The sequence below is a fragment of the Chromobacterium sp. LK1 genome (genome assembly GCF_001043555.1).
GTDB lineage: Bacteria > Pseudomonadota > Gammaproteobacteria > Burkholderiales > Chromobacteriaceae > Chromobacterium > Chromobacterium aquaticum.
The window spans coordinates 75,232-100,272 of the sequence record NZ_LDUI01000028.1 but is presented as its reverse complement, the minus strand read 5'-3'; the positions used below and the strand labels follow the sequence as shown (position 1 = coordinate 100,272).

Here is a 25,041-nt window from a genome sequence, read left to right as displayed (position 1 = left end):
TTCTAAACCCGCACCGTCCCCGATCCCCCTTTACATGGCGGCCGCCGCGCCCGCGGTTAGCCGCCATGCTTTTTCCCTCCGCCCCGAATCTGATTTTCCTCCCGAGATTTCATCGGTTTTCCATCAGGAATCCACGCCGGCATGCGCTTAAAGTGGATGCAAACATCGCAGAACCTTGCGCACTCACCGACAGACACCATGGCAGCTGAAGACATCTCACATCCCGCGCCGGCCCCCATCGTGGTTCGCCTGCTCAACAGCCCGCTGCGCGGCTGCGAATTCCTGTTGCAGCCGGGCAAGACCCTGTTCCTGGTCGGCCCCTCCGCCGCGCTGGCCGACGCCGGCCAGTTGCCGGAGCTGCCGGCGGACACCCTGTTCATTCCGCTGGAACAGGGCGGCGTCAATTTCGAGGTGCTGATCGACCGCGCCGACCCCGGCCGGGTCACGCTGCGCGAACTGGCGGACACGGCCAGCGCCGAGCGCGAGGCCGAATTCAACCGCCCGCTACGCGTCGGCGCGCTGGAACTGGCGCTGCGGCCGGAACATCTGGCCTGGTCGCCGGAAGTGCTGGGCCACGGCCTGGCCGCGCCCGCCACCGAGAAGAAACCGGCGCGCCGTCACGCCGTCGGCGCGGTGGCGCTGGCGGTGGTGGCCGCGCTGCTGCTGGCCGGCGGCGGCTACTGGCTGTGGAACACGCCGCAGCGCCAGGCTTCGGAATTGAACGCGCTGCTGGGACGCGACAGCCAGCGCTTCCAGGTGCTGCCCGGCCGCGACGGCGTGTTCTACGTCGCCGCCGCCAATGAGCGCGACAGCGCCTGGGCGCGACAAGTACTGGCGCGCGGCGACTACGGCCGCCCGGCGCGAGTGCTCAGCCCGCAGCAGGAGAACGAGCGCATGGGCCGCTGGCTGGCGGATCACTACCCGCACCTGCCCTATTACCGCTTGCAGCTGGACAACCCGCGCCGGCCGCAGCTGTGGGTCAGCCAGCAGCGCGCCGCGCTGGGCGGCCCGGCCAGCCAGGCGCTGGCGCAGCGGCTGACCGAGCAGATGCCCTACGCCGACGCTGTGGACATCGTGCCGGTGGACGACGCCGCCGCCGCAAGCCAGGCCGAAACCGGCCTGTCGCGCCAGGCGCTGCCCTTCACCCGCAGCGAGCAGCCCAATGGCGTCACCTTCGTGATCCAGGGCGCGCTGGACGATGGCGAGCTGCTGCGCGCGCGCCGCTTCGTCGACGACTACTACCGCCAGTGGGGCGGCCGCTACGTGCAATTCGCCATTGAGTTGAAGGACGACTGGCTCAAGGGCAAGTCCTTCAAGTACGGCAACCAGGGTTACGTCAAGATGGCGACCGGCCACTGGTATTTCCCCAAACCCCTGTAAACCAAAGGCAAACCACCATGGCAATCGATATCACCAATCCGGACTGGACCCTCAGCGACATGTCCAAGGAGTTCGACGCCGGCACCAGCAAGCTCCAGGGCGAGCTGACCACCGCGCTGGACAAGCTGAACGGCAACCCGTCCAACCCCCAGTTGCTGGCCGACTACCAGAGCAAGCTGTCCGAGTACAACCTGTACCGCAACGCGCAATCCAACACCGTCAAAGTGTTCAAGGACATCGACGCGGCCATCATCCAGAACTTCCGCTAAACCCCGGCGCCGGCCGCGCGCCGGCGCTCCAGGAGTCCACCCATGATTCCCATCGCCGCCCAATCTCTGGACGCGCTGACCGCCCAGGTCAGCGACATCACCCGCTCCGAGCACAATCTCGTGTCGCTGGACGACCGCCTGATCCAGGCCTTCTCGCAAAACGCCGTCGGTGTTGGCATGGAGAAGGACGCCATCCTGCAGCGGCTGGAACAGCCGGGGCTGTTGAGCAACCCCGCCGTGTTGATGGAACTGCAGCAGCGCACCTCCAATTACAACCTGGAGGTGTCGATGATCAGCACCCTCACCCGCAAGACCGTGGGCGCGGTAGAAAGCCTGCTGCGCTCATGATCCGCCATGGTTTCAAAGCCGTATTGCTGGCATTGCTGCTGACCGGCTGCCAGCAGAAGGACTTGCTCAAGGGCCTGGATCAGCAGCAGGCCAATGAAGTGATCGCCGTCTTGCAGCGCCACAATATCGAGGCCGACAAGACCGACCGCGGCAAGACCGGCTTCAGCATCGCGGTAGCGCAGCCGGACTTCGCCGCCGCCGTGGACTGGCTGAAGGCCTATAACCTGCCGTCGCGGCCGCGAGTGGAAGTGGCGCAGATGTTCCCGGCGGATTCGCTGGTGTCCTCGCCGCGCGCGGAGAAGGCGCGGCTGTATTCCGCCATCGAGCAGCGGCTGGAGCAGTCGCTGCAGACCATGGACGGCGTGCTGTCCGCGCGCGTGCACGTCAGCTACGACCTGGATTCCGGCGAGGGCGGCCGCGCCGCCAAGCCCATCCATTTGTCCGCGCTGGCGGTGTACGACCGCGACGTGGACCCGGAGCAGATGGTCAACGACATCAAGCGCTTCCTGAAAAACAGCTTCGCCGACATCGATTACGACAATATCTCGGTGGTGCTGTCGCGGCGCAGCGAGGCGCAGCAGCAAGCGCCCACCACGCCGGCGGAGGAGCGTGGCTCCGGCCTGAGCTGGCTGATGGCCGGCGTGGCGCTGATCGCGCTGTTGGGCGCGGCCGCCGCCTGGCTGTGGCAGCGCCGCGCGCCCAAGCCCGCCGCCGAGCCGCCGGCCGCCGAGCCGCAGGCCGGACATGAATAAGCGGCCCGCCGCCCGCTCGCCGGCGCTGCAAGCGCTGCTGTTCGATCCGCTGGCCTATCTGCATCCGCGGCGGCTGGCCCTGCCGCCGGCGCTGACCGCGGCCGCGCCGGCGCGCGCGGCGGCCAATGAGCTGCTGATCGCCGCCTACCGGCTGGACAGCGCTTGCGCCGACGCCGACCTGGACCCGCTGGCGCGGCAATGGCTGCGCCACTGGCGGCGGCTGCCGCAAACCGCCTATCTGCTGGGCTGCCACGCGCTGCGCGCCGGCCTGGGCTGGCAGGCGGGCCTGCTGCGGCTGCCGGATTGGGCGCGGGATTTCGCCGCCGTGGCGCTGCCGCCGGACGCCGCCGCCGCGCAGCAGCCGGCGCTCAGCCACGGCGCGCTGCTGCTCACCGGCTACGGCCGCCTGCAAGCCTGGCGCGAACGGCTGCCGCGCCCGCTGGCGCAGCGGCTGCCGCTGCTGTTTCCGCCGGAGGTGGACGCCGCGCCGCCGCAGCCGGCCGCCGACGCCCTGATTCTGACCTTGGCCCTACAACATGCCCAGAGACATCCCCACACCCCGCCCGCCGACCGCCGTTGAAGGCGTGCTGGTGCGCCGCGCCCAGCTGCGCCGCGCCGCGCGCGCCGACCAACTGGAACGCGAAGCGCGACGGCAGGCGCAGCGCGTGCTGCGCGACGCCGAACATCAGGCGGAGACCCTGCGCCGACAAGCCAGCCAAGCCGGTTACCAACAAGGCATGCTCGCCGCGCTGGAACAGGCCGCCGGTCATTTCGCCGCCAGCCAGGCCATGGCCTGGCGCTGGCGCGAGCGGCTGGAGCAAGAGGCGCGCGCGATGCTGGCCGCGGCGGTGGACCATCCCGACACCCTATTGCTATTGCTGGATGAATGGCTGCGCGACCGCGACGCGCCGGACGCCACCCTCTATCTGCAACTGCCCAAGCGCGCGCGCGCCTTGCAGCCGCGGCTGATGGCCTTGTTGACGGAAAACTGGCCCGGCACGATCCAGATCGATTACCACGCCGACGCGCGCTTCATGATGCGCTGCGCGGACCAGGCGGCGGAATTCGAGCCGGAGCAATACGTGGAACCGGCCAGCCGCCAGCTGCTGCAATGCCTGGAGCAGATGCCGCAGGATTGCCGCGCGCTGTCGGAACAAGCGCTGCGCGAGTTGATCACGCGGCTGGAACAAGACCTGGCGGCGCTGGCCGCCGCCAAGCGGAGCCCGGAATGATTCCCTCGCTGAACCTGTCCGCCTTGAGCCTCGCCGCCGCCGGCGGCGGCGATGACATCGTTCCCTTGCAGCAGCGGCTGCTGGCCGCGACGCAAGACGCCGGCGGCGCCGCGCCGCCGACGGAAACGCCGGAGGCCGACGACGCCAAGCCGGTCGAACCGCCGCCGCACAAATGGCCGGACTTCAATGCCGACCCGGTGGCGGTGGCCTTCCTCGCCGCGCTGCGCCAGCTGCAGCCGCCGGCAAGCGATTCGCAGCAGGACAAACAGCGCTACGCCGATGCCGTCGGCAAGCTGCTGGCCGACTTCAAGGACCCGGCCACCGGCGAACTGGCCTTCACCACCTTGAAGCAGAAGAACGACATGATCCAGCGCACGCTGGAGCAGGTCGACGCCGCTTCGCCGCTGCACACCGCGCTGATGACCTCGCTGGTGGGCAATATCGGCGTCGGCGGCATGATGCAGCAATGGATGCAGGAGGCCATCCTGTCCGGCGGCGTGCCCAAGGAGATGGAGGACTGGTGATTCACACCGCGTCCCACAAGGCCCGCGCCGCCGCCGCATGGTAGAAGACATCGCCGCTGCGCTGGAACTCGCGGTGGCAGGCGTACACCAGCTTGATCACATGCTCGTTGCGCAGCTTCAGCACCCGCTGCAGCAATAAGGGCCAGGCCGGTTGCGCGTCCGGCAGTTCCGCCGCTTCCAGCGCCGGCGCGCCGATGGACACATAGGCGACGCAGAAGGTCCGCCACAAGGCTGGATGCCAATCCTCCGCCGCCAGGCCGGGCAGGTGCTCGAGCACGTCGCGCAGCGCCAGCGTCGCGGTCACCATGTGCAGCGCGGTGAAGTTGTCGGTCTGCCAATACACCCGCAGCGCGGCCCGCGCCAATTCATCCAGCCAGTCCGGCGTTTGCGGCGCGCCGGGCAGCGCCGCGGCAAAGCGCGGATCGGCCAGCACCGCGTCGAAGCGATCGTGTATCCAGTAATCCGGGCTGTTCCAGCCGGCCAGCGCCCGCGACAGCTGTTCCAGCCCGGCCTCGGCCGAGGCGGCCGGCGCTTGCGCGTCCAGGCCGGCGGGCAGGCGCAGATAGGCGCACAGATAATAGGCCAGGCCCGCCGCCGCCTCGCCGGCGTGGCCGGCGCGCAGCGCGAAGGCCAGCCGGATCAACGGGTGGAAGGCGCCGCCGCCCGGCGAGAACGGCAGGCTGCCCAACACCTCGCGCACGGTTTCGTCCACGCCGCACGCCGCCACCCGCTGTTCCATCACCCGCAGCAAGGCCGGGAAGGCGTCCAGCCGGCCCACGGCGGCGTCCCAGCGCCGCCAGCCGATATCGTATTCCACCGGCTCGGCCGGCTCGGCGCGCTCGCTTTCCCAGAAATCGAAGAAGGTGCGCAGTTGATGCGGCTCCGCGCCCATTTCCGCCAGCGCGGTCAGCGCCATCGGGCAATGGTTGGTGGTGTCGCTGTGCATCAGCGAAAACTCGTGGTTGGCGTCCAGCAAGGCATGCAGTTCGGTGTGACGGCTTGGCGCGTTCATGGCGTCCTCCTTGAAAAAAACCTGCCGTCACGATAAAAGTTAAAGTCAACTTTAAGTCAAGCGAGTCCGGACATGCCAGCCTCCCCCTCATCCAAGCCCAACCCCTGGCTCAGCATAGGCGAGTTGGCGCGCCGTGCCGGCGTCGCCGCCAGCGCGCTGCGCTACTACGAAACCCAGGGCCTGCTGCACAGCGTCCGTTCCGCCGGCGGCCAGCGCCGCTACCCGCGCGACGCGCTGCGCCGCGTCGCCTTTATCCGCGCCGCCCAGATCGTCGGCATCAGCCTGGACGACATCCGCGCCTCGCTGGCCGCGCTGCCCAGCCAGCGCACGCCGACGCCGCGCGATTGGGAGGCCTTGTCCGCCGACTGGCTGCCGCGCCTGCAGCAGCGCATAGACGAGTTGACCCGGCTGCGCGACCGGCTGGGCAACTGCATAGGCTGCGGCTGCCTGTCGCTGAGTCAGTGTGCGCTGTACAACCCCGGCGACCGCGCGGCCAGCCTGGGCGATGGGCCGCGTTACCTGATAGGCGAACCGCCGATGGAAGCGCCGGACCAAGAACCGGGCTGAGAGCCTGTTCCAAAGTCTCTCGAGCAAGAGCGAGACAAGGCGTTGCGGCTGAGAACACGTGGTACATGAGCACTGAGCTCGGTTTCAACGCCCATTTCTATCCATCCCGCCGACGTGCAGCGGATCGTAAACAGGTTCTGAGAACGTGTTTACGATCTCGCGAGCTAAGGCGAGACAAGGCGAAAACGGGCGAAAAAGCGGAATGTACACCTGGTACATGAGCATTTTGAGCTCGGTTTCAACGCCGTATCGCCAACGCGTAGCAGATCGTAAACAGGTTCTGAGCACTTCCTGAAAGCCGCTGTTACAACGGCGCGCTGTAATGGCGCCCATTTCAACGCCACTGGAGCGCCACCATGGTATTTCTCGGCTTTACCTCCATCCGGCCCAATGCCGGCCAAGCCCACGCCCCGGCCCAGGCCCCCGAAACCCCCGTAGCCCAAACCGGCAGCCTCAACGGCAAGCCGGTGCGCATCGACGACAGCGCCGAAAGCCGCGGCAAGGCCCACGCGGTCTTGAGCGAGTGCCTGTCCGATGTGCGCCGTTTCTTCCAGCCGCTGTGCGGCCGGGTCTCCCGCTTCTTCGGCGCGATTCCGGACTGGGTGCGCACGCTGGCCGGCCAGGCCAAGCCAACCGAGGCCAGCGCTCAGCAAGCGCCCGTGTCCCATCTCAACGCGTCGTTCGCCACCAATTTCTGCCGCCTGTGCGATACGTTCCAGGACAGCCTGGCGGATAAGCGCAATATGGACGGCGCCTTCCGCGTGCCTGCATCGCACGAGAAATTGCAGAACGTGAAACAACAGATGGCGCATGGAGAGATGGCGCCGGACTCGCTCAGCCACATCGAGATTGCCGCGCTGATCAAGGACACCCTGAAGCAATTGCCGCTGCCCAGCGATCAAGACCTGCACGCGCTGCACGCCAGCGGCGCAGACGTCACCCGCCTGCACCGCGAGATGTTGTCGCAATTGCCGGAAGGGCCGCTCAAGCAGTGCGGAAGCGAGGCGATGCGCACCCTGGCCTTGAGCCATCGCCATGCCGATACCGGCACCGGCAGCGCGTTCAGTAAAACCTCCATCGAGATTTCCGCGCCGCTGTGGCAGATGACCGATCTCCAACTGGCCAAAACCATGCCCGCGATTGGCGGAGCGCTGCTGCAAGGCTGGCTGGATGAGCCCGCAGCCCCTGCGGACCCGTCAGCCGGGCAACCTTCCTCGCCGGCGGATAAACCCGTCACGGTGGAACCGTGGCGTGCTCAGTACGCCACGGTAATGCAGCAACTGCTGACCAAGCGCCCACAGCGCTCGGAATAAGCGCCATGCCGCCGGCCGCCGCGCGCGGCCGGCTTCCCTTCTCTCATCCAAAAAAGAAAAACCATGCCCACGCCTTTCCAACACGCCGTCGCCGAACTTTGCCAATCCCTATCGCTGCAGCCGCCGGAACAGATCGACAACGCGCTGTTCACCCTGCAAGTGGGCGAACACGCGCTGCATCTGAGCGAACAGCCGGCGCATCAACTGCTGATGTTCTGCTGCCTGTCGCCGCAGCAGGCGCAAGCGGACGCGCCGCCGCTGCGGCAGAACCTGTTCAGCGACGACCCGCTCAAGCCGGTGATAGGCCAATCCGCGCACAGCCAGGACTGGGTGCTGTGGAACCGCCAGCCGCTGGCGCATTGCGACGCCGCCGCGCTGCAGCGGCAGTTGGAACGCCTCAGCGACTGCGCCGAACAATGCTGCCGCGCGCCGGAAGCCGCCGCGCCGGCCTTTGCGCCGCAGGCGCTGCGCCAGCGTCACGCCCGGCTGCACTGCTGAGCGGGACAAGGTCAGCACGAAAACGGCCGAGGCCGCCGGCATACCCAAGTACGCCGGCCAAGCCTCCGCCGTGCTCAATCAGCGGCAACCGTCGTCTACAAGTCCACCACCGGGAAATCGATCTCGGTGCCGGCGATCAGATTGGCGTAATTGGTCAGCGTGTTCAGCGCCACCGCGGCGATCACCTCCACCAGCAGGCCGTCGTCGACGCCGGCGGCGCGCGCCGCGGCCAGGTCCTGATCGGACAACACGCCGCGCTGGCTGACGATTTGCGCGGTCAGCCGGGCGATCGCGCCGGTTTGCGCGTCGGCGGCCTCTCCGGCGCGCGCCGCCTGGATGTCGGCCTCGCTCAGGCCAGCGCCCTTGCTCATCAGGCTATGGGCGGACAAGCAGTACTGGCAGGCATTGGCCTGGGCGGCGGCCAAGGCGATCACCTCGCGCTGGCGCGCGCTGAGCTTGCCCTTGGCCAGGGCTTCGGAGAAGCCCAGATAGGCGTTCAGCACTGCCGGAGACTGGGCGAAGGTGGCGAACAGATTGGGCACCTTGCCCAGCTTGGCCTTGACGGCGTCCAGAGTGGCGCCCAGTTCCGGGCTGGCTTGATGGCGGTCTACGGTGGGGATGCGGGGCATGATGGGCTCCTGACTCTCGGGTTGAACGACAATGGGGACTGCACAGGAGCCATCTTGCAATACAATCAGCGGTCTATCGTCTCGAAAACTTTGCAGATCGTATCGAAATGGACTTGTTGACGCCCTTGCTGCAGCAAAGCGCCTTCTCCGCGCGCGTGTTCCATCATGGCAATCTATGCCATCTGGCCGACTTCGACCCTGGCGCAATGGCCGGTCATCTGCACTTGCTCAAGGGCGGCCGCCTGCGCTGCACCCTGCGCGACGTTCTGGTGCTGGACACCGACCGCCCCTGCGCCTTGCTGTTTCCGCGCCCCAGCGCCCACACCCTGCTGCCGGAGGGCGAACGCGGCGCCGACCTGGTCTGCGCCAAGCTGGACCTGGGCTTCCAGACCGGCGGGCCGCTGGCGCTGGCGCTGCCGGAATGCCTGGTGCTGTATCTGGACGACGCGCCGGGCTTGCTGTCCACGCTGCAGCTCTTGTTCGACGAGGCCTTCTCCGAGCGCTTCGCCCGCCAGGCGGCGCTGGACCGTTTGATGGAGTATTTCCTGATCCAGGCGATACGCGTGGTGATAGACGCCGGCCAGATCCACAGCGGCATCTTCGCCGCCATGTCGGACCCCAAGCTGGCGCGCGCCGTCAACGCCATCCATGCCAGCCCCGAGCGCGGCTGGACCGTGGAACTGCTGGCGGAACAGGCCGGCATGTCGCGCGCGCGCTTCGCCGCTCGCTTCCGGCAACAAGTGGGCCTGCCGCCGCTGGACTACCTGACCGACTGGCGCTTGGCCGTGGTCCGTCACATGCTGCTACAGGGCCAGCCGCTCAAGCGCATCGCCGCCCAGGTGGGCTATGCCAGCCCGGCCGCGCTGAGCCGGGTGTTCGCGCAAAGGCTGGGCTCGCCGCCCGCCGATTGGCTGAAACGGCAGCAAGCGCGCTAGTCCGGACCGGGCATGGAACTTCTGGCGGCGTTTTTCGATCAGACAGCTGGCCGCGGCCAAGCCGCACCCAAACCAATAGATGAAACCGCCATGACCACTCTACGCCTTGCCTCCGCCTGCCTGCTCAGCGCCGGCCTGTTCAGCCTCCCCTCCCACGCCGCCACCTTGTGCACACTGCTGGCCGACGCCAAGAGCGGCGACATCCTGCTGCAACAGGGCAGCTGCGAACAGCGCTACACCCCGGCCTCCACCTTCAAGCTGCCGCTCAGCGTGATGGGCTTCGACTCCGGCTTCCTCCTGAGCGAGCACCAGCCGGCGCTGCCGTATCGGAACGGCGATGTGGACTGGGGCGGCGACAACTGGAAACAGCCCACCGATCCGGTGCGCTGGCTGAAATATTCGGTGGTGTGGTATTCGCAGCGGATCGCCCAGGCCTTGGGCGAGGCGCGGCTAAGCCGTTACGCCGACGCCTTCGGCTACGGCAACGCCGATTTCAGCGGCGACCCGGGCAAGCACAATGGGCTGGAGCGCGCCTGGATCGCCTCCTCGCTGCAGGTGTCGCCGCTGGAACAGCTGGCCTTCCTGCGCAAGCTGGTCAATCTTGAGCTGCCGGTATCCAAGCGCGCGCAGGAACTGACGATGAAGATCGCCGAGGCCAGCGCGGCGGCGGACGGCTGGCAGGCGCACGGCAAGACCGGCATGGCCTATCCGCGCAAGGCGGACGGCGAGTTCGACGAGGAACATCCCTACGGCTGGTACGTGGGCTGGGCCAATAAGGGCGAACGCTCGCTGGTCTTCGTGCGCCTGATCCAGGACGACAAGAAAGAACCGGGCACCGCCGGCGTGCGCTCGCGCGCGGCCTTCCTGGAGGAGCTGCCGGCGCTGGCGGCGGCGGCGGCGCCCGCCTCCGCTCAATCCATCAGCCGCTGATACAGATAGACCAGCACCCGCGCCAGTTCCTGCGCGGTCTGTTCCTGGCCGGCGTTGCCGCTATGGCCGCCGGCCTCGGTTTCCAATAGCAGCGCGTCGTGGCCCAGTTCCTGCATGCGCGCCACCATCTTGCGCGCATGCGCCGGGTGCACCCGGTCGTCCTTGGCGCTGGTGGTGAACAGGGCCAGCGGATAGGCCAGATCGCCGCGCAGCCGGTGGTAGGGCGAATACGCCTCCAGCGCCGGCCGCTGCGCCGGATCCTCCGGATCGCCGTATTCGTCTATCCAGCTGGCGCCGGCCAACAGTTCGGTGTAGCGCAGCATGTCCAGCAGCGGCACTTCGCACACCACCGCGCCGAACAATTCCGGCCGCTGCGTCATGCAGGCGCCCACCAGCAGGCCGCCGTTGCTGCCGCCCTCTATGCCCAGCTTGGCCGGCGCGGTCAGGCCGCGCGCCACCATGTCTTCCGCCACCGCGATGAAGTCGTCGAAGCCCACTTGGCGGTTCACCCCCTGCGCCGCCTGGTGCCAGCCGGGGCCGAACTCGCCGCCGCCGCGGATGCAGGCCAGCGCGAAGGCGCCGCCGCGTTGCAGCCAGTGCGGGCCGAAGTTCTCCACGTAGTAAGGCATCATCGGCACTTCGAAGCCGCCGTAGCCGTACAGCAAGGTGGGCGTGGCGCCGTCCAGCGGCGCGTCGCGGCGGCGCACCACGAAATAGGGAATGCTTTCGCCGTCCGGCGCGCGCGCCTGCCATTGCTCGGCGACGAAGTCGGCCGGATCGAAAGCCTCCGGCTGACGGCGCAGGCATTCCTGTTGGCCGCTGGCCACGTCCAGCCGGTACAGGCCGGTCGGGGTCAGGAAATCGCTGAAGCTGTAGCACAGGATGTCGCTGTCCCAGGGTTGATCGGCGAACTCGATCACCCCGCCGCTGGGCGTGGGCAGCGCGCGCTCGCGCCAGACGCCGTCGACCTTGTCGAAGGCCAGCAGCCGGCTCTTGACCTGGTCCAGCAGATTGACCACCACGCTGGCGCGTGTGGTCTCCACCGATTCCACCGCCAGCCGCGGCTGCGGCGCCACCAGCAGTTGCGCGTCTATCCGTCCCTGGCGCAGCGGCTCCAGCGCCACCGCCAGCAAGGCGCCGGCCGGATAGCGGGCCCCGACGGCGTCCCAGTCCTCCGCCAGCTTGACGATCAGATCGCCGTGCAGATAGGCCTCCAGCTCCGCCTTGGGCGGCAGCGGCAGCGCGTGGGTTTCCAGCGCTTCGTCGATCAGATGGTAGGTCTTGCTGTAGAAGCTGTCCGAGCACTCGATCAGGTCCAGCGTCGCGCCGTCGGCGTCGAGGAAGCGCCAGGCGGCGACCATCATTGCGTCTTCGCTGGCGGCGAACACCTGGCTCCACGCATGCCGCCCTTCCTCGCCGCGCTCCACCAGCCACACTTCGCGCGGGTAGCCGGCGCGGGTCAGCGGCGCGCCCGGCCAGCCGGGGCAGGCCCAGGCGCTGTCCGGATCGCGCCAGGCCACATGGCTCTTGCCTTCGGGAAAGCTGAAGCCGTCCGGCCGCCACGCGCCGGCGGCCAGATCGTATTCGCGGGCGATGCCGGCGTCGCCGCCGCCGGCGGTCAGGTGCACCATCGCTTGCAGCGGCGCCAGCGTGCAGTGGGACACCCCGTCCAGATACCAGTCCTCGCCGGCCTCGTCGGCCAGCGCGTCGATGTCCAGCACCGTCTGCCAGTCCTGCTCGGCGGCGCGGTAGGCCGCCAGCGTGCTGCGGCGGTAAATGCCGCGCGGATGGGCTTCGTCCTGGTGGAAGTTGTACAGCCAGCCGTCGTGCTCGGCGCAGAACGGAATCTGGCGGGTGTCGCGCAGATGGGCGAGGATTTCGTCGCGCAGGCCGGCGAAACGCGGATCGGCGTCCAGCAGCGCCTGCGCGCGCGCGTTCTGCCCGGCCACCCATGCGGCGGCGGCGGGATCGTCCAGGCTTTCCAGCCAGGCGTGGGAATCGGGGGCGTTATAGTCGGACATCGGCGTCATCACGGTTGCGAATCAATGGCCGCGAGGTTAGCACCCCGCGCCGCCAACGCCAAATGCGCCACGCCCCGGCACCCGAAGTTCAGACCGCGGTGATCTCCACCCCTTCCGCCCGCAACTGGCGGCAGGCGTGCTCGGGGTCCAGCAGCGCCTCGCCCAGATAGACGCCGGCGGGCGGCGCGTCCGCCCCCAATAGATGCTCGATCTGCAAAACGGCGCCCAAGGCGGTCAGATGCGCTTGCCCCAGCGGGTCCGCCAGCTGCACGGTTGTTCCGCTCGGCCGGCCGGCGGCGTCCCTGCCCGCGACGGCAATGCGGATGCGGTGAGCCGCGCCCGGCCCCGGATTATAGAGCAGCGCCTGCCTCGCGCTATTGAACATCGGCCGCGACAGCAACCGCCATATGCCGCTGCGCACCAGCAGATGCAGCAAGGCGGTGGCTTTGCCGTCGTCGAAGCCTATGCGCGCATCCACCTGCGCGGCGCCGACGATGGCCGGCAGATTCGCTTGATCCGGGGTATCGAAACGGTAAACCCGGTGGCGTCCGCCAGCGCCGAAGTCCGCGACGCGGCCATCGAGAAAACCGCAGCGCTTGACCCATTCGCCCCCTGCCATGGTGTGGAACGGCTCGGACAGGCGGTCCATGTAGGCGGTGGAATTCGGCCCCGCCTGATCCGCCATCGCGAACAAAATGTCGATGCCGACGCGCTCGACCTCGGCGACGGCCCTCGCCGCGTCTCGCGCCACAAGGCTGGCCACGCCGGCCATCCAGGCCGATGACAGCACCACCGGCGCGCGAGGATGCCCATGCGCGGCCACGGTCAGCAGCGCCTGTTTCTGCCGTTCCGTCCAGCGGGTGACGTCAAGGTAGGCGTGGCCTTGGGCCAGCGCCAGCCGCAATAGCCGGTCATGCCCATCGTTGACCAAGCCCACGATGAGCGCGCCCTGGAGAGATTCCGGCAACGCCGGCGCGTCCACCTCCATCGCCATCGCCTCGGCTCCATATCGCTGCGCCACCGCTTGGGCCGCGTCGAGACGACGGCCGGCGATGACGAGCTTGAGATCCGGCCTGCGCCGTGCCAGCAAGGCCGCCACTTGCGCGCCCACCACGCCGCTGCCGCCAACGAGAACAACGCTTGAAGAAGTCATGCCTCACCCCAGTTTTGGTCAATTGACCAATATTAAAACATGAACTTGGTCGTTTGAACAATTAAACTGGCGCATCAGTAATGTCGGACGATCACGAAGGAGGAAGGATGTCGGCCAAGGGAGAGGAAAGACGGGAGGCGATTCTGCGCGCGGCGATGCGGGTGCTGACCCGCGACGGCGGACAGGGCTTCCGCATGCGCGCCATCGCGGCGGAAGCCGGGGTGGGCATCAGCCATGTCCAGTACTACTTCAAGAACATCGACGCGGTGATGGCAGGCGTCATGGCGCGCTACCTGGAAGACTGGGATGAGCTGATGCTGGACGCGCCCGCCAGCCTGGCCGGCGCGCTGAACTTTGTGCTGGAAACGCAGCTGCGGCATGGCGACTGCAAGCTGCTCTGGGAGTTGTGGGCGCTCTCCAGCCGCAGCGAGGCCGCCGATGCGGCGCTCAAGACTTTCTACGCCGGCTATACCGACCGGGTCTGCGCGCTGCTGCGTCGCGAGGCTCCGGCGGACGCGCCCGACAGCGTGCTTAGGGAACGCGCGGTGCTCATCGTCGCCTTGATCGAGGGCTTATCCATCCTGCGCGGCAATGGCCGGGAGCAAACGCTGGCGCCGCAAGCTCAGCGCCATGCCATAGACGCCGCGCTGGCGCTGGCCGTCCTGCCGCTGCGGCCGGCCGTTCCCGAGCGGCAGGCGTGACCCTGGCGCCCGGCGCCATGGCTGAGCCACGGCGCCGGGGCACGGCTCAGTCGGACAACACCCGCTGCAGCGCATCCACCAGCCGGTCCAGGTCTTCGCGCTGTACCTGCCAGTGGGTGACGATGCGCATCAGCCCGCCTTCCGGCGGGTTGGCCTTGATGCCGGCCTGATGCAGCGCGGCCATCAGTTCGGCCACGTCGATGTCGGCGGTGAGGCGGAACCACACCATATTGATGTGCACGTCCTCCGGCTTCACCTCGACGCAGGGCAGCGCCGCCAGCCGCTCGGCCAGGTAGCGGGCATTGGCGTGATCATCCTTGAGCCGCTCCACCATCTCGTTCAGCGCCACGATGCCGGGCGCGGCGATCACGCCGGCCTGGCGCATGCCGCCACCCAGCAGCTTGCGGTTGCGGCGCGCGCGGGCGATGAAATCGGCGTCGCCGGCCAGGATGGAGCCCACCGGCGCGGCCAGGCCCTTGGACAGGCAGAACATCACCGAATCGGCGTATTGGGCGATCTCGCTCGCTGCGCAGCCCAGATGGGCGGCGGCGTTGAAGATGCGCGCGCCGTCCAGGTGCACCGGCACCTGGTGGCGGCGCGCCACTTCGGCGCTGGCCGCCATCGCCGCCAGCGGGATCACCCGGCCGTTGCAATGCGCGTTTTCCAGACAGATCAAGCCGGTGCGCGGCCAGTGGATGTCCTCGCCGACGCGGATGCGCTGTTCTATCGCCTCCGGCGTCATCACCCCGTCCACGCCGGCGACGGTGCGCAGTTGCACGCCGCCTATCACCGCCGCGCCGCCGGTTTCGTGCCAGACGATGTGGCAGCCCTCTTCCAGAATCACCTCGTCGCCGCGCTGGCAGTGGGTGAAGATGGCCAATTGGTTGCCGAAATTGCCGGTGGGCACGAACAACGCCGCCTGCTTGTCCAGCTTCTCCGCCGCCAATTGTTCCAGCGCCCGCACCGTGGGGTCGTCGCCGTAGACGTCGTCGCCCACCTCGGCGTTGAACATCGCCTCGCGCATCGCCGGCGTCGGCTGGGTCACGGTGTCGCTGCGCACATCAATCCATTGCATGGTTCGCTCCTTCATAAGGTGGAAATCTTGTCGCCATCGGCCGGCAAGGCCAGGTAAGCGCTCAGCGCCGCCGCAATGCAGCGCGTCAACTCGGCCTGCTCCGCGCCCGCGTCCAGCGCCAGGCCATGCAGCAGGCTATCCGCCATGCGCAGCAGGCGCGGCGCGCGCGCGGCGGGCAAGCCGCTATCGGCCAGCCAAGCCTCCACGCAGGCCAACAGCTCCAGGTCCAGCGGATTGTCCGCCGGCGGCAAATCGAACTGCGGCCACTCCCGCTCCAGCACCCGGTACAGGCCCGGCGCGGCCAGATGCAGACGCAGGCAGGCCGACACCAGTTGTTCCAGTTGCGCAGGCCACGGCTGGCCGGCGCTCAGCCGCAAGGCCTCGCGCACCGTCGCCAGCGTTTCCTCGCCGTGGCGGCGGTGCAGCGCCGCCACCAGCGCCTGCTTGTTGGGAAAGTACTGGTAGAGCGAGCCTATGCCTACGCCGGCCAGTTCCGCCGCCCTGTTGGTGGTCAGTCCGGCATAGCCGTCGCGCTCCAGAATGCGAGCCGTCGCCTCCAGAATCGCCGCCACCACGTGGCGGGAGCGAGCTTGGCCGGGCTGTTTGCGGGCTTGCGGGATCATCGGCATGCGGCGGTCCGTAAGGGGGGAAGGCTTGCGCCGCGGCCATGGGGCCAACTGCGGAAAGACGGCGACAAAGGCTTAGCAGAACACGAGTTTTACCCGCTGACAAGGGCGGATACATTGAAAGCGTCGTCCATCCTCAATGAAAGCGGAATCATGAGCCAAAGCTATGCCTTCTTCGCGCTGCTGCGCGTCCATCCCAACTGGCTGCGTCTGAGCAGGCCCGAGCGCCGGCGCTTCGAAACGGAAACCCTGAAGCCTATCTATGCGCGCTACCCGGCGGTGCGCATGCGTTGGTTCGACGCCGAGGCCTTCACCACCCGCTGCAGCGATATCGCGCTGTTCGAGACCGAATCGATCAAGGACTTCTATTATCTGATCGATGCGCTGCGCGACAGCCGGCTCGTCACCGAACCCTTTTTCGAGTTCGTCGACATCCTGCCGGCGGTGGAGGACGGTTTCCGCGACTACGACGCGCATCTGGCCACGGATTGATGGACCGGCCGCTCAAGAACGGCCAATACAAACGGCGACCTTGCGGTCGCCGTGTTGCTGCTGCGGGAGGCCGGGTTATGCCCGGCAAGTCCGACCCGAAACGGCCGGCGGAGACACTCTCAGATTGTCAGCAGTGGCTTAGTGGATTCGATACGATTGCTTGATCTCGCTTACGCGGCGCTCGGCCTGTTGAACGGTCAGCGGGCTCACGGCCATGTGGGCGCCGCAGTGGCAGCGCAACACGCTGTCGGGATGCAGGGACTTGAGATGTTGGCGGAGTTCATGGCCGCATTCCTCGCAGGCGACCACGACGGTGGCGTTGTAATGCTTGTCCAGATCAATATCGAATCTTTGCTGCTTCATGGGAATCTCCCTTGCTGTGACAAAGGCCGGCCGGCCAGAGGAAGCGCAGGAAGCGCTTCATGGCCGACCTGAGTTGAAGGATAGTCCCGGCGGTGAAAGGTTCCCAGCAATCAGTCACTTAAGCTGGATTTTTTTGAGCAGGGACAAAGGCCGCGCCGGCGGCGGCGGCACTGGTCAGCGGCCGGAGCTTGCAGTATCCTTCGCCGATTTGAATATTGACGATTGCAGGCATGGACACCCACAACGCTGATCTGGAACGCCGCTTCGGCGGCATCGCCCGTCTCTACGGACCGGAGGCGCTGGCCCGCTTCCAGGCCGCCCACGTCTGCGTGGTCGGCGTCGGCGGCGTCGGCTCCTGGGCGGTGGAGGCGCTGGCGCGCAGCGCCATCGGCAAGCTGACGCTGATCGATCTGGACAATGTGGCCGAGTCCAACACCAACCGCCAATTGCCGGCGCTGGACCCCAATTACGGCATGGCCAAGGTCAGCGCGCTGGCCGAGCGCGCGCGCGCGATCAACCCCGTCTGCCAGGTGGTGGAGATCGAGGATTTCGTCACCGAGGACAATCTGGAGCAGATGCTGGGCCAGGGCTACGATTTCATCATCGACTGCATAGACAGCCTGCGCATCAAGACCGCGATGGCGGCCTGGTGCGTGCGCCGCCGCCAGCCTTTCATCGTCTCCGGCGGCGCCGGCGGTCAGACCGATCCGACGCAGATCCGGGTGGCGGACCTGGGCGAGGTCACTTACGATCCGCTGCTGTCCAAGCTGCGCTACAACCTGCGTCGCCACCACCAGTTCAGCCGCGAAGCCGGCAAGAAGCTGCACGTTCCGTGCGTGTTCTCCACCGAACAACTGGTCTATCCGGACACGGCGCAGCAGGCTTGCGACACCGCGGAGGCGCGCGGCCCGCAGGGGCTGTCCTGCGCCGGCTTCGGCGCGGCGATGACGGTGACCGCCAGCTTCGGCCTGGTGGCGGTGGCGCAGGCCTTGAAGCACTTGGCCAAGCCGCCCAAAGCCCAGCGCGGCTGACGCTGCGCAGGCCGGGAGACCTCACGACAGCGACAATTCAATAGCCGCTTGCACGATGGGCCTGGCCCAGACCGGAGTGGCGGCCAAGGCGGCAAGATCGTCCACCCCAGGAAACACCATCCGGCCATTGACGGTTTCCAACACCAGCACCGGGTCTGGAATCTCCTGCCCCGGCGCCGCTTCAGCACTATTGTCGAATACTTGCAGCCGGGCCAGCCGCGGCAACAGGCTGATCAGATTAAGGCGCGAGCTGACCCAGCGCTCGTGAATCTTGTGCTCCGGGATATCGTGGCCGCCATGGGCGACACGCAAGCCTACCCGCGCAATGTGTCGTTCCGGCGAGTCCAGGCCGCAAAACAGCATCATGACATTGTGGCTGCCAGCCGCTGCGGCGAGCATGTCCGCCATGGTCCGGCCTCCCAGCGTGGTCTCGAACGCAAAGTTGCCGCCCTCGCGAATGGCGGCCGCCAGGCGGGACCGGCCGTATTCCCATGCCTGCCCATTGGCCTTGTCCGGGTCCAAACCCAGTTGTCTGACCAGTTCGCGCGCATAACTGTCCGGGTTGTACCAGGACAAGCCATGCTCGGCCAGCAAGCTGCCACCCACCGAGCTCTTGCCTGCGCCGTTCACGCCGGCAAGCACCAGGATGAAGGGACGCGCGGCGGCGGCGCTCAAAACGCGTCGCCGGCCTTGGGCCGCGAACCTAACTGACCCTGGGCGCCAAACAGACTATCGACGTTCTGTGCCGTGCCCGCTTGTTGCAATTGGGCCAAGCGGGCATCGAAACGCTGATTCAGCGCGTCCAACGCCGCTTGCTCGCGCTGCTTCAGCGCCTGAACAGCATTCTCCAGCCGCCGGTAAGTGGCGGCGTCCAGCAACACCATCTCCACGGTCGAATGGTTGGTAACAGCCACGCTACCCTGTTGATGAACCAGGCGCACGACCTCCCCCCATTTGTTTTTGACCTGGGAGGCATTCTGACGCGGCAAGGCGTCCAAGCTGGGCAATTCCGTAATCATCGCAGTCCCGCCGGGAAAATAATGACGATAAGGCAATAATAGCCCTAATCTGAAAAAATATCTCTTTTAGCCATTTTAGCCAATTATCTATGACTAACACGCTCCAAGCAGCCACTCAAGATCTCGCGAGCTAAGGCGAGACCAGATGGAAACGAGCGAAAAAGCGGAATGTACAACACGTGGCACATGAGCATTTTGAGCTCGTACTCACCGTGCGACGGCTCGCGACGCGCGGCAAGTTTTGAACAGCGGCTGACGCGGCCATGAAAAAAGCACCGCCATGGCGGTGCTTTTTTCATTTGCGGGCGGATGCCGCTTACATGCTCTGGATCTGCTTTTCCAGTTTCACGGCGCGGTCGCCAGGAGCCGGGTGGCTGCCCAGCAGGCTGCTGTCGTTGCCGTACAGCTCCGCCAGCTTGCGCAGCGCGGCCGGGCCGCCTTGCACATTGTAGTTGTGGCGCTTCAGGAAGCCCACGGAGTAAGCGTCGGCATCGCTTTCCTGCGATTGGGAGAACTGCGCGTTCACCACGGCTTCGGCGAAACCGCCCAGCTCGGACTCGGACAGGTTGGCGGCCACGGCGTTGCCGCTGCCGGCGGCGCCTTTGCGCGCGGCGGAGGTGGCGTAAGCCAGCTGCATCGCCTTCTTGGTGTGGCCCAGTTTCACGTGGCCGATTTCATGGCCGATGACGAAGCGCACTTCGTCGTCGTTCATCTTGTCCATCAGGCCGCTGTACACGCGCACGGTGCCGTCGGCCATCGCGAAGGCGTTGACTTCCTTGGTCAGGTAAACCTTGAAGTTCAGCTTGGTGCCGTCTTCGCTGTCCAGACCCTTGACCATCTTGGTCAGGCGCTTGGAGTAGGCGTTGGAGGCCGGGGCCACTTTGTTCTGCTTGTCCATCACCACGCGGGACTCGGCGGCCATGGCCTTGACGTCGGCGTCGCTGAGGGTGGCGGATTTCACCAGGTCGGTGCCGGCGCTGATCATGGAGCCCAGATCGAAAGCGTGTACCGGAGCGGCGAAGCAGGCAGCAGCCAAGGCTGTCAGAGCGAATTTTTTCATTCTGTTTGTCTCTTTTATTTAAAAGCAGACGGATGCTATCTGCTTTGTCCGCACTTGAAAAGCGATTGGCATAATTGCCCCACTGCCTTGATTCAAGCCACTCGCGCATCGAAGCCGGCAAACCCTTGCCGCCACAAGGTTTTTACCCGAACTATCCGCCTGCGTGGCTAAACCGGCTTGTCGCGGCGGCGCAACGCGACAGCGGCCAACTGTCAATTAGCAGCCGCCGGCGCGCGCAGCTGTGGACAGGCGTGATCTTGCAGTTCTTCCACCGAGCCGCGGTTGGCGCCGATCAGGCTGGCGCGGCTGCTGAGCAGGATGAAGCCGTCGCGGCCATCGGCCAGCCGCGTCGCCACCAAAGCCAGGCCATAGCGCCCCATCTCCAGGCCAGCCTCCGGCAGGCCCGCCGCCAGCGCCTTGAACGGATCCACTTCCGGCCCGCCGCCGGCATTCGCCGCCAGCGTGCGCGCCCAGTAAGCATGGCCCTGCAGCTCCACCGGCAGTTCGCGCCACTCTGGGCCCAAGCTGTCCTTCAGGTCTTCCAGTTGCTGGCGCACGGTGGCGTCGGTGCAGGAGATGTGGATGTGCAGCTGGTTCTGGGTGCGCCCGTACTGGGAGTTGACGGTCAGCGACAGCAATTCGCGCGGAATCGCCTGACCGTAGCGCTGCTCCAGAAAGCGGCGCGCGCGCCAGGCCGCGCCCCAGTAGTCCGGCGCGCGCTCGTTCAGCAGTTCCGGGCTTTCGATGCCGCTGACGCGGGCGGTGGGAATCAACAGGTATTGCAGCCAGCCGTTGCGGTCCTTCAACACCGCGCTGCCGCCGGCTTCGCCGCCTCCCAGGTCCACTTCGGCGCAGGGCGCCGGCTGGCCGCTGGCTTGCTGATTGGGCAGGCATTGCCGGCTGACGATATTCCACAGCGCGTCGGAATCGGCCCACAGCAGCGCCGAGTACCCCAGGGCCAGCGCGGCCAGCAGGCCGGTAGCGATTTTGAGCGTGTTCTTCATGTTCGAATGTATGGTTAGGCCGCTCCGCCACTATAGCGAAGGCCGGGCCCGGAGATGAAAAAACCGCCCATGAAGGGCGGTCTTGCATCGGGCTCGCGCTTGCTCAGACCAGCAGGCAGGAGGTCTGGCTCTGCTCGCTGACATGGTGCAGCCGCGTGGTTTCTTGCGCGCAGCGCGCTTCCGCCTGCGGGCAGCGGGTACGGAACACGCAGCCGGACGGCGGATTGATCGGGCTGGGCAGGTCGCCTTGCAGGATCTGGATCACCTTGTTCTTTTCCAGCTTCGGGTCAGGGATGGGGATGGCCGACAGCAGCGCGCGGGTATACGGATGCGACGGCGCGTCGTACAGCGCGTACTTTTCCGCCAGTTCCATTTCGCGGCCCAGATACATCACCAGGATGCGGTCGGAGATGTGCTTGACCACGGCCAGGTCGTGGGCGATGAAGATCAGCGCCAGGCCCATTTCGCGCTGCAATTCCTTCAGCAGGTTGATGATCTGCGCCTGGATGGACACGTCCAGCGCCGATACCGGCTCGTCGCAGATGATGAGCTTGGGCTCCAGGATCAGCGCGCGGGCGATGCCGATGCGCTGACACTGGCCGCCGGAGAACTCGTGCGGATAGCGGTTGATCATCTGCTCGCGCAGGCCCACCTTGGCCATCATCGCCTTGACGCGGCGCATCACCTCTTCCGGCCCCAGTTCCGGCTTGTGCACGCGCAGCGGCTCGCCGATGATCTGCGCCACCGTCATCCGCGGATTGAGCGAGGCCAGCGGGTCCTGGAAGATCATCTGGATGTCCTTGCGCACCGCCAGCCAGTCCTTGTCGCTGCCCTTGCGCAAATCCTTGCCCATCCACACGATTTCGCCTGCGGTGGCCGGGATCAGGTTGAGGATGGCGCGGCTGAGCGTGGATTTGCCGCAGCCGGATTCGCCCACCACGCCCAGGGTTTCGCCGGCGTAGAGGTCGAAGCTGACGCCGTCCACCGCCTTCAGCGTTTTCTTGGGGCTCCACGGCCAGCTGTCGCCGCCCTTGACCTGGAAGTGCACTTTGACATCGCGCACCGAAAGAATGGCCTGTTGTTTGGCTTGTTCAGACATGGGCCACCTCCTGGGCTGCTTGCGCCAGCTCGGCGGCCGGCTTGTGACAGGCGCGTATCACCTGCGGGTTGTGGCTGCTGGCCTGCAGCGGCGGCAGTTCTTGCGCGCAGCGCTCCAGGCTGTGGGTGCAGCGCTCCGAGAACGGGCAGCCCTTGGGCATGTGCGCCATATTGGGCGGGTTGCCGGGAATGCTGACCAGCTCGCTGCCGTCATGGTCCAGCCGCGGCAGCGCGCCCAGCAGGCCTATGGTGTAGGGGTGGCTGGGGTGGTAGAAGATGCTGTCGGCGTCGCCGTATTCCATCACCCGGCCGCCGTACATCACCATCACTTTTTCGCACAGGCCGGCCACCACGCCCAAGTCGTGGGTGATCATGATGATGGAGGTGCCGAAATCGCGCTGCAGGTCTTTCAGCAGCGTCAGGATCTGCGCCTGCACCGTCACGTCCAGCGCGGTGGTGGGTTCGTCGGCGATCAGCACTTCCGGTTCGCACAGCAGCGCCATTGCGATCATCACCCGCTGGCGCATGCCGCCGGAGAATTCATGCGGATACATGCCGACGCGGCGCGCCGCCTCTGGAATGCGCACCGCGTCCAGCAATTCGATCGCACGCTTCTTGGCTTCGCGCCGGCTGATGCCCTTGTGCAGTTCCAGCACTTCGGTCATCTGCCGCTCCACCGTCAGATAGGGATTCAGCGAGGTCATCGGGTCCTGGAAGATCATGGACACGCGGTCGCCACGGATGGCGTTCAACTCGCTCGCGCCCATGGTCAGCAGGTCTTTGCCGTGGAACAGCACTTCGCCGCTGGCGCTGCCGTTGCGGGCCAGCAGGCCCATGATGGACAGCACGGTCTGGCTCTTGCCGGAGCCGGACTCGCCGACGATGCCCAGGGTCTGGCCCTTGCCCAGTTCGAAGCTGACGCCGTTGACGGCGTTGACCATGCCGTCGTTGGTCTGGAACCGAACCCCGAGATTATTGACTTTCAAGATGCTCATAATGATCTACCTCGGGCTCATCGATCTTTCGGGTCCAGCGCGTCGCGCAGGCCGTCGCCGATATAGTTGGCGCAGTACAGGGTCAGCGACAACATGCCGGCGGGGAACAGCAATTGCCAGGGCTGGCTTTCCATGGTCTTGGTGCCGTCGCCGATCAGCACGCCCCAGCTGGTCATAGGCTCTTGCACGCCCAGGCCCAGGAAGGACAGCACCGATTCGGTCAGGATCACGCCCGGCACCGTCACCGTAGTGTAGATCACCACGATGCCCAGCAGATTGGGCACGATGTGGCGGGCGATGATGGTGGAGGTGGACACGCCGATGGCGCGCGCCGCTTCCACGTATTCCTTGGACTTGATCGACAGCGTCTGGCCGCGCACCACGCGCGCCATGTCCATCCAGCCCAGGATGGTGATGGTCAGCACCACCAGATAGAACTCGCGGCCCAGCAGGGTCACCATCAGGATGGCGATCAGCAGATAGGGCACCGCGTACATCATGTCGACGACGCGCATCATCAGGTTGTCGATCTTGCCTCCGAGGAAGCCGGCGCTGGCGCCCCACAGCACGCCGATGATCACCGCGGCGATGGTGGCCAGCGCGCCCACCATCAGCGAGATGCGGCCGCCTATCAGAGTGCGCACCAGCAAGTCGCGGCCCAGGTCGTCGGTGCCGAACCAGTGCATGCCCTGCCAGGTGGGCGCCAGGCTGATGGCGTCCCAGTCGGTGTCGTCATAGGTATGGGGCGACAACATCGGCCCAAAGATACAGGCCAGCACGATCAGCGACAGGATGATCAGGCTGACCACGGCCGCGCGGTTGCGGAAAAAGCGGATGCGGGCGTCGCGCCACGGGCTGCGGCCTTCTACGGCGGCGTCGTCCAGGCGGGTCTCCAGCGCGATCGCCGCTTGCTTCTGTTTGCTTCTCAACATGGGAAATCCTTCGCGGTCACGCGCGTCAATAGCGAATCTTGGGATCGAGGAAGGCGTAAGCCAGGTCGACCAGCAGATTGAGCACCACGGCGATCACCGTCACCAGCACCACCAGGCCCAGCACCAGCGTGTAGTCGCGGTTGGCCGCGCCGTTGACGATGAGCTTGCCCAGGCCGGGCAGCGAGAAGATGGACTCGGTGACCACGGCGGAGGTGATCGAGGAAATGGTCAGCGGCCCCAGCAGCGTCACCACCGGCATCAGCGCCGGCTTGAGCGCGTGGCGGACGATGATGGTGCGCATCGGCAGGCCCTTGGCGCGCGCGGTGCGGATGAAGTTGCTGCCCAGCACCTCGATCAGGCTGCCACGCATCACCCGGCCTATGGTGGCCACGTTGATGAAGGTCAGCAGCGCCACCGGCAGGATCATGTAGCGCGGATCGAAATCGTTCCAGCCGCCGGACGGCAGCCAGTGCAGGGTGACGGCGAAGATCAGCACCAGCACCGGCCCGATGATGAAGGACGGAAAGGCGCTGCCCATATTGCTGATCAGCATCACCAGGTAATCCACCGCGCTGTTCTGGCGCAGCGCGGCGATGATGCCCAGCACCACGCCTATCACCAGCGAAATCAGGATGGCGCTGCCGCCTATCGCCGCCGACACCGGCAGCGCCTCGGCCACCAGATCGTTGACGCTCCAGTCCGAATAACGGAAGGAAGCGCCCAGATCGCCTTGCAGCAGGCTCTTCAGGTAATACAGGTATTGCTGCCACAGGGGCAGGTCGAGATGGTATTTGGCCTGTAGGTTGGCCAACACCGCCTCGGAAACTTTGCGCTCCCCGTCAAAGGGGCCGCCGGGGGTCATGTGCAGCAGCAGATAACAGACGGTGATGACGGCCAACACGGTTGGGATCGTCAACAGCACGCGTCGCAAGGTATAGGACCACATTGCAAGATACTCCGACTCGCCGCGTTCCGCCGCGCGCCGCCGGCGCGATGCGCGGGCGGCGGACGGAGCAACGGCGATTGACACCGATAGTCACGGGCGGGCGGCGCCGTCTGCGACGGCCGCCCGCTCAACACAC

At 66.6% G+C, this 25,041-nt stretch carries 30 protein-coding genes; 15 read left to right on the top strand and 15 right to left on the bottom strand.

The features are described 5' to 3' along the window. Positions 1 to 198: 198 nt before the first annotated feature. From VI26_RS12600 to VI26_RS23265, 7 genes are read left to right on the top strand one after another with little or no spacing between them, the layout of a single operon-like run. Entirely contained in the window at positions 199 to 1,380 is a 1,182-nt protein-coding gene (locus tag VI26_RS12600) for a PrgH/EprH family type III secretion inner membrane ring protein (RefSeq protein ID WP_156183859.1), read from the top strand. 17 nt (positions 1,381 to 1,397) lie between these two features. Further along, positions 1,398 to 1,649 carry a type III secretion system needle complex protein gene (locus tag VI26_RS12595; protein ID WP_048410089.1) on the top strand — a complete coding sequence of 84 codons (252 nt, stop codon included), beginning with the start codon at positions 1,398 to 1,400 and terminating at the stop codon, positions 1,647 to 1,649. A gap of 42 nt (positions 1,650 to 1,691) precedes the next feature. Then, complete coding sequence (sctI, locus tag VI26_RS12590) at positions 1,692 to 1,997, top strand: type III secretion system inner rod subunit SctI (protein WP_048410088.1); 306 nt, start codon at positions 1,692 to 1,694, stop codon at positions 1,995 to 1,997. After that, positions 1,994 to 2,749 carry an EscJ/YscJ/HrcJ family type III secretion inner membrane ring protein gene (locus VI26_RS12585; protein ID WP_048410087.1) on the top strand — a complete coding sequence of 252 codons (756 nt, stop codon included), beginning with the start codon at positions 1,994 to 1,996 and terminating at the stop codon, positions 2,747 to 2,749. Before sctI ends, VI26_RS12585 begins: the two co-directional genes overlap by 4 nt. Then, entirely contained in the window at positions 2,742 to 3,329 is a 588-nt protein-coding gene (locus VI26_RS12580; RefSeq protein WP_048410086.1) for a type III secretion apparatus protein OrgA/MxiK, read from the top strand. The genes VI26_RS12585 and VI26_RS12580 overlap by 8 nt, the downstream gene beginning before the upstream one ends. Further along, positions 3,286 to 3,981 carry a hypothetical protein gene (locus VI26_RS12575; RefSeq protein ID WP_048410085.1) on the top strand — a complete coding sequence of 232 codons (696 nt, stop codon included), beginning with the start codon at positions 3,286 to 3,288 and terminating at the stop codon, positions 3,979 to 3,981. Before VI26_RS12580 ends, VI26_RS12575 begins: the two co-directional genes overlap by 44 nt. Next, on the top strand, positions 3,978 to 4,505 hold the full coding sequence (locus VI26_RS23265; protein WP_053074392.1) for a hypothetical protein: 528 nt from the start codon (positions 3,978 to 3,980) through the stop codon (positions 4,503 to 4,505). The genes VI26_RS12575 and VI26_RS23265 overlap by 4 nt, the downstream gene beginning before the upstream one ends. Before the next feature lies 1 nt (position 4,506). Here the strand turns inward: VI26_RS23265 and VI26_RS12565 are convergent, their stop codons facing one another. Next, entirely contained in the window at positions 4,507 to 5,517 is a 1,011-nt protein-coding gene (locus VI26_RS12565) for a questin oxidase family protein (protein WP_048410084.1), read from the bottom strand. Between the two features lie 72 nt (positions 5,518 to 5,589). On the opposite strand from VI26_RS12565, the gene soxR reads away from it, so the two are divergent. The 3 genes from soxR (at position 5,590) to VI26_RS12550 (ending at position 7,895) form a co-directional block, all read left to right on the top strand. After that, a complete protein-coding gene (gene soxR / locus VI26_RS12560; RefSeq protein ID WP_048410083.1) occupies positions 5,590 to 6,084 on the top strand; it encodes a redox-sensitive transcriptional activator SoxR in 495 nt (164 codons plus the stop codon). Between the two features lie 356 nt (positions 6,085 to 6,440). After that, the gene (locus tag VI26_RS12555) at positions 6,441 to 7,397 is read left to right on the top strand and encodes a hypothetical protein (protein ID WP_048410082.1); all 957 of its coding nucleotides are present in this window, start codon (positions 6,441 to 6,443) and stop codon (positions 7,395 to 7,397) included. 63 nt (positions 7,398 to 7,460) lie between these two features. Next, positions 7,461 to 7,895, top strand: coding sequence for a CesT family type III secretion system chaperone (locus VI26_RS12550; RefSeq protein WP_053074391.1), 435 nt, complete (start codon positions 7,461 to 7,463; stop codon positions 7,893 to 7,895). A gap of 95 nt (positions 7,896 to 7,990) precedes the next feature. Here VI26_RS12550 and VI26_RS12545 read toward each other — a convergent pair whose 3' ends face one another. Beyond that, a complete protein-coding gene (locus VI26_RS12545; RefSeq protein WP_048410081.1) occupies positions 7,991 to 8,524 on the bottom strand; it encodes a carboxymuconolactone decarboxylase family protein in 534 nt (177 codons plus the stop codon). A 107-nt stretch (positions 8,525 to 8,631) separates the two neighbouring features. Here VI26_RS12545 and VI26_RS12540 point away from each other — a divergent pair, with 107 nt between their 5' ends. After that, entirely contained in the window at positions 8,632 to 9,459 is an 828-nt protein-coding gene (locus tag VI26_RS12540) for an AraC family transcriptional regulator (RefSeq protein ID WP_048410080.1), read from the top strand. 90 nt (positions 9,460 to 9,549) lie between these two features. Next, the gene (gene blaOXA / locus VI26_RS12535; RefSeq protein ID WP_048410079.1) at positions 9,550 to 10,389 is read left to right on the top strand and encodes a class D beta-lactamase; all 840 of its coding nucleotides are present in this window, start codon (positions 9,550 to 9,552) and stop codon (positions 10,387 to 10,389) included. On the opposite strand, the gene VI26_RS12530 is transcribed toward blaOXA, so the two are convergent. Continuing rightward, positions 10,371 to 12,410 carry a prolyl oligopeptidase family protein gene (locus tag VI26_RS12530; protein ID WP_048410109.1) on the bottom strand — a complete coding sequence of 680 codons (2,040 nt, stop codon included), beginning with the start codon at positions 12,408 to 12,410 and terminating at the stop codon, positions 10,371 to 10,373. The two genes, blaOXA and VI26_RS12530, sit on opposite strands and share 19 nt — an antisense overlap. Positions 12,411 to 12,498: 88 nt before the next feature. Next, on the bottom strand, positions 12,499 to 13,563 hold the full coding sequence (locus VI26_RS12525; RefSeq protein WP_048410078.1) for a saccharopine dehydrogenase NADP-binding domain-containing protein: 1,065 nt from the start codon (positions 13,561 to 13,563) through the stop codon (positions 12,499 to 12,501). Positions 13,564 to 13,670: 107 nt separating this feature from the next. Here VI26_RS12525 and VI26_RS12520 point away from each other — a divergent pair, with 107 nt between their 5' ends. Then, positions 13,671 to 14,264 (top strand): TetR/AcrR family transcriptional regulator, encoded by a 594-nt coding sequence (locus tag VI26_RS12520; protein WP_197081452.1) that lies wholly within the window; start codon positions 13,671 to 13,673, stop codon positions 14,262 to 14,264. Positions 14,265 to 14,310: 46 nt separating this feature from the next. Here VI26_RS12520 and ltaE read toward each other — a convergent pair whose 3' ends face one another. Then, positions 14,311 to 15,339 (bottom strand): low-specificity L-threonine aldolase, encoded by a 1,029-nt coding sequence (gene ltaE / locus VI26_RS12515; protein WP_048410077.1) that lies wholly within the window; start codon positions 15,337 to 15,339, stop codon positions 14,311 to 14,313. A gap of 11 nt (positions 15,340 to 15,350) precedes the next feature. Beyond that, positions 15,351 to 15,968, bottom strand: coding sequence for a TetR/AcrR family transcriptional regulator (locus VI26_RS12510; protein ID WP_048410076.1), 618 nt, complete (start codon positions 15,966 to 15,968; stop codon positions 15,351 to 15,353). A gap of 150 nt (positions 15,969 to 16,118) precedes the next feature. On the opposite strand from VI26_RS12510, the gene VI26_RS12505 reads away from it, so the two are divergent. After that, the gene (locus VI26_RS12505) at positions 16,119 to 16,457 is read left to right on the top strand and encodes a darcynin family protein (RefSeq protein WP_048410075.1); all 339 of its coding nucleotides are present in this window, start codon (positions 16,119 to 16,121) and stop codon (positions 16,455 to 16,457) included. Positions 16,458 to 16,595: 138 nt separating this feature from the next. Here the strand turns inward: VI26_RS12505 and VI26_RS12500 are convergent, their stop codons facing one another. Then, positions 16,596 to 16,820, bottom strand: coding sequence for a hypothetical protein (locus VI26_RS12500; protein ID WP_048410074.1), 225 nt, complete (start codon positions 16,818 to 16,820; stop codon positions 16,596 to 16,598). A 230-nt stretch (positions 16,821 to 17,050) separates the two neighbouring features. Here VI26_RS12500 and tcdA point away from each other — a divergent pair, with 230 nt between their 5' ends. Beyond that, complete coding sequence (gene tcdA, locus VI26_RS12495; protein WP_048410073.1) at positions 17,051 to 17,851, top strand: tRNA cyclic N6-threonylcarbamoyladenosine(37) synthase TcdA; 801 nt, start codon at positions 17,051 to 17,053, stop codon at positions 17,849 to 17,851. 21 nt (positions 17,852 to 17,872) lie between these two features. Here tcdA and VI26_RS12490 read toward each other — a convergent pair whose 3' ends face one another. The 8 genes from VI26_RS12490 to oppB all read right to left on the bottom strand — a co-directional run bounded on the left by VI26_RS12490 (position 17,873) and on the right by oppB (position 24,905). Continuing rightward, entirely contained in the window at positions 17,873 to 18,526 is a 654-nt protein-coding gene (locus VI26_RS12490; RefSeq protein ID WP_048410072.1) for a hypothetical protein, read from the bottom strand. Beyond that, the gene (locus VI26_RS12485; RefSeq protein WP_048410071.1) at positions 18,523 to 18,870 is read right to left on the bottom strand and encodes a type II toxin-antitoxin system prevent-host-death family antitoxin; all 348 of its coding nucleotides are present in this window, start codon (positions 18,868 to 18,870) and stop codon (positions 18,523 to 18,525) included. The genes VI26_RS12490 and VI26_RS12485 overlap by 4 nt, the downstream gene beginning before the upstream one ends. 316 nt (positions 18,871 to 19,186) lie before the next feature. After that, entirely contained in the window at positions 19,187 to 19,930 is a 744-nt protein-coding gene (locus VI26_RS12480) for a M48 family metallopeptidase (protein WP_082151036.1), read from the bottom strand. A 212-nt stretch (positions 19,931 to 20,142) separates the two neighbouring features. Then, positions 20,143 to 20,934 (bottom strand): CDP-diacylglycerol diphosphatase, encoded by a 792-nt coding sequence (locus tag VI26_RS12475; protein WP_053074388.1) that lies wholly within the window; start codon positions 20,932 to 20,934, stop codon positions 20,143 to 20,145. 103 nt (positions 20,935 to 21,037) lie between these two features. After that, positions 21,038 to 22,033, bottom strand: coding sequence for a murein tripeptide/oligopeptide ABC transporter ATP binding protein OppF (gene oppF, locus VI26_RS12470; protein ID WP_048410070.1), 996 nt, complete (start codon positions 22,031 to 22,033; stop codon positions 21,038 to 21,040). Next, entirely contained in the window at positions 22,026 to 23,027 is a 1,002-nt protein-coding gene (locus VI26_RS12465; protein WP_048410069.1) for an ABC transporter ATP-binding protein, read from the bottom strand. Before VI26_RS12465 ends, oppF begins: the two co-directional genes overlap by 8 nt. Positions 23,028 to 23,044: 17 nt before the next feature. After that, positions 23,045 to 23,959 carry an ABC transporter permease subunit gene (locus tag VI26_RS12460; protein ID WP_048410068.1) on the bottom strand — a complete coding sequence of 305 codons (915 nt, stop codon included), beginning with the start codon at positions 23,957 to 23,959 and terminating at the stop codon, positions 23,045 to 23,047. Between the two features lie 25 nt (positions 23,960 to 23,984). Beyond that, on the bottom strand, positions 23,985 to 24,905 hold the full coding sequence (gene oppB / locus VI26_RS12455; protein WP_048410067.1) for an oligopeptide ABC transporter permease OppB: 921 nt from the start codon (positions 24,903 to 24,905) through the stop codon (positions 23,985 to 23,987). Positions 24,906 to 25,041 lie beyond the last annotated feature (136 nt).

What these genes read in the sequence shown, in the direction of transcription:
- VI26_RS23265 (WP_053074392.1), top strand. Translation starts at nt 3,978, where the DNA reads ATGATTCCCTCGCTGAACCTGTCCGCCTTGAGCCTCGCCGCCGCCGGC.
- soxR (WP_048410083.1), top strand. Translation starts at nt 5,590, where the DNA reads ATGCCAGCCTCCCCCTCATCCAAGCCCAACCCCTGGCTCAGCATAGGC.
- VI26_RS12550 (WP_053074391.1), top strand. Translation starts at nt 7,461, where the DNA reads ATGCCCACGCCTTTCCAACACGCCGTCGCCGAACTTTGCCAATCCCTA.
- VI26_RS12565 (WP_048410084.1), bottom strand. Translation starts at nt 5,517, where the DNA reads ATGAACGCGCCAAGCCGTCACACCGAACTGCATGCCTTGCTGGACGCC.
- VI26_RS12475 (WP_053074388.1), bottom strand. Translation starts at nt 20,934, where the DNA reads ATGAAGAACACGCTCAAAATCGCTACCGGCCTGCTGGCCGCGCTGGCC.
- VI26_RS12465 (WP_048410069.1), bottom strand. Translation starts at nt 23,027, where the DNA reads ATGAGCATCTTGAAAGTCAATAATCTCGGGGTTCGGTTCCAGACCAAC.
- VI26_RS12525 (WP_048410078.1), bottom strand. Translation starts at nt 13,563, where the DNA reads ATGACTTCTTCAAGCGTTGTTCTCGTTGGCGGCAGCGGCGTGGTGGGC.
- VI26_RS12520 (WP_197081452.1), top strand. Translation starts at nt 13,671, where the DNA reads ATGTCGGCCAAGGGAGAGGAAAGACGGGAGGCGATTCTGCGCGCGGCG.
- VI26_RS12600 (WP_156183859.1), top strand. Translation starts at nt 199, where the DNA reads ATGGCAGCTGAAGACATCTCACATCCCGCGCCGGCCCCCATCGTGGTT.
- VI26_RS12530 (WP_048410109.1), bottom strand. Translation starts at nt 12,410, where the DNA reads ATGTCCGACTATAACGCCCCCGATTCCCACGCCTGGCTGGAAAGCCTG.
- VI26_RS12505 (WP_048410075.1), top strand. Translation starts at nt 16,119, where the DNA reads ATGAGCCAAAGCTATGCCTTCTTCGCGCTGCTGCGCGTCCATCCCAAC.
- VI26_RS12540 (WP_048410080.1), top strand. Translation starts at nt 8,632, where the DNA reads ATGGACTTGTTGACGCCCTTGCTGCAGCAAAGCGCCTTCTCCGCGCGC.
- VI26_RS12460 (WP_048410068.1), bottom strand. Translation starts at nt 23,959, where the DNA reads ATGTTGAGAAGCAAACAGAAGCAAGCGGCGATCGCGCTGGAGACCCGC.
- VI26_RS12555 (WP_048410082.1), top strand. Translation starts at nt 6,441, where the DNA reads ATGGTATTTCTCGGCTTTACCTCCATCCGGCCCAATGCCGGCCAAGCC.
- ltaE (WP_048410077.1), bottom strand. Translation starts at nt 15,339, where the DNA reads ATGCAATGGATTGATGTGCGCAGCGACACCGTGACCCAGCCGACGCCG.
- blaOXA (WP_048410079.1), top strand. Translation starts at nt 9,550, where the DNA reads ATGACCACTCTACGCCTTGCCTCCGCCTGCCTGCTCAGCGCCGGCCTG.
- VI26_RS12510 (WP_048410076.1), bottom strand. Translation starts at nt 15,968, where the DNA reads ATGCCGATGATCCCGCAAGCCCGCAAACAGCCCGGCCAAGCTCGCTCC.
- VI26_RS12485 (WP_048410071.1), bottom strand. Translation starts at nt 18,870, where the DNA reads ATGATTACGGAATTGCCCAGCTTGGACGCCTTGCCGCGTCAGAATGCC.
- VI26_RS12575 (WP_048410085.1), top strand. Translation starts at nt 3,286, where the DNA reads ATGCCCAGAGACATCCCCACACCCCGCCCGCCGACCGCCGTTGAAGGC.
- VI26_RS12595 (WP_048410089.1), top strand. Translation starts at nt 1,398, where the DNA reads ATGGCAATCGATATCACCAATCCGGACTGGACCCTCAGCGACATGTCC.
- VI26_RS12500 (WP_048410074.1), bottom strand. Translation starts at nt 16,820, where the DNA reads ATGAAGCAGCAAAGATTCGATATTGATCTGGACAAGCATTACAACGCC.
- VI26_RS12545 (WP_048410081.1), bottom strand. Translation starts at nt 8,524, where the DNA reads ATGCCCCGCATCCCCACCGTAGACCGCCATCAAGCCAGCCCGGAACTG.
- VI26_RS12480 (WP_082151036.1), bottom strand. Translation starts at nt 19,930, where the DNA reads ATGAAAAAATTCGCTCTGACAGCCTTGGCTGCTGCCTGCTTCGCCGCT.
- sctI (WP_048410088.1), top strand. Translation starts at nt 1,692, where the DNA reads ATGATTCCCATCGCCGCCCAATCTCTGGACGCGCTGACCGCCCAGGTC.
- tcdA (WP_048410073.1), top strand. Translation starts at nt 17,051, where the DNA reads ATGGACACCCACAACGCTGATCTGGAACGCCGCTTCGGCGGCATCGCC.
- oppF (WP_048410070.1), bottom strand. Translation starts at nt 22,033, where the DNA reads ATGTCTGAACAAGCCAAACAACAGGCCATTCTTTCGGTGCGCGATGTC.
- VI26_RS12580 (WP_048410086.1), top strand. Translation starts at nt 2,742, where the DNA reads ATGAATAAGCGGCCCGCCGCCCGCTCGCCGGCGCTGCAAGCGCTGCTG.
- oppB (WP_048410067.1), bottom strand. Translation starts at nt 24,905, where the DNA reads ATGTGGTCCTATACCTTGCGACGCGTGCTGTTGACGATCCCAACCGTG.
- VI26_RS12585 (WP_048410087.1), top strand. Translation starts at nt 1,994, where the DNA reads ATGATCCGCCATGGTTTCAAAGCCGTATTGCTGGCATTGCTGCTGACC.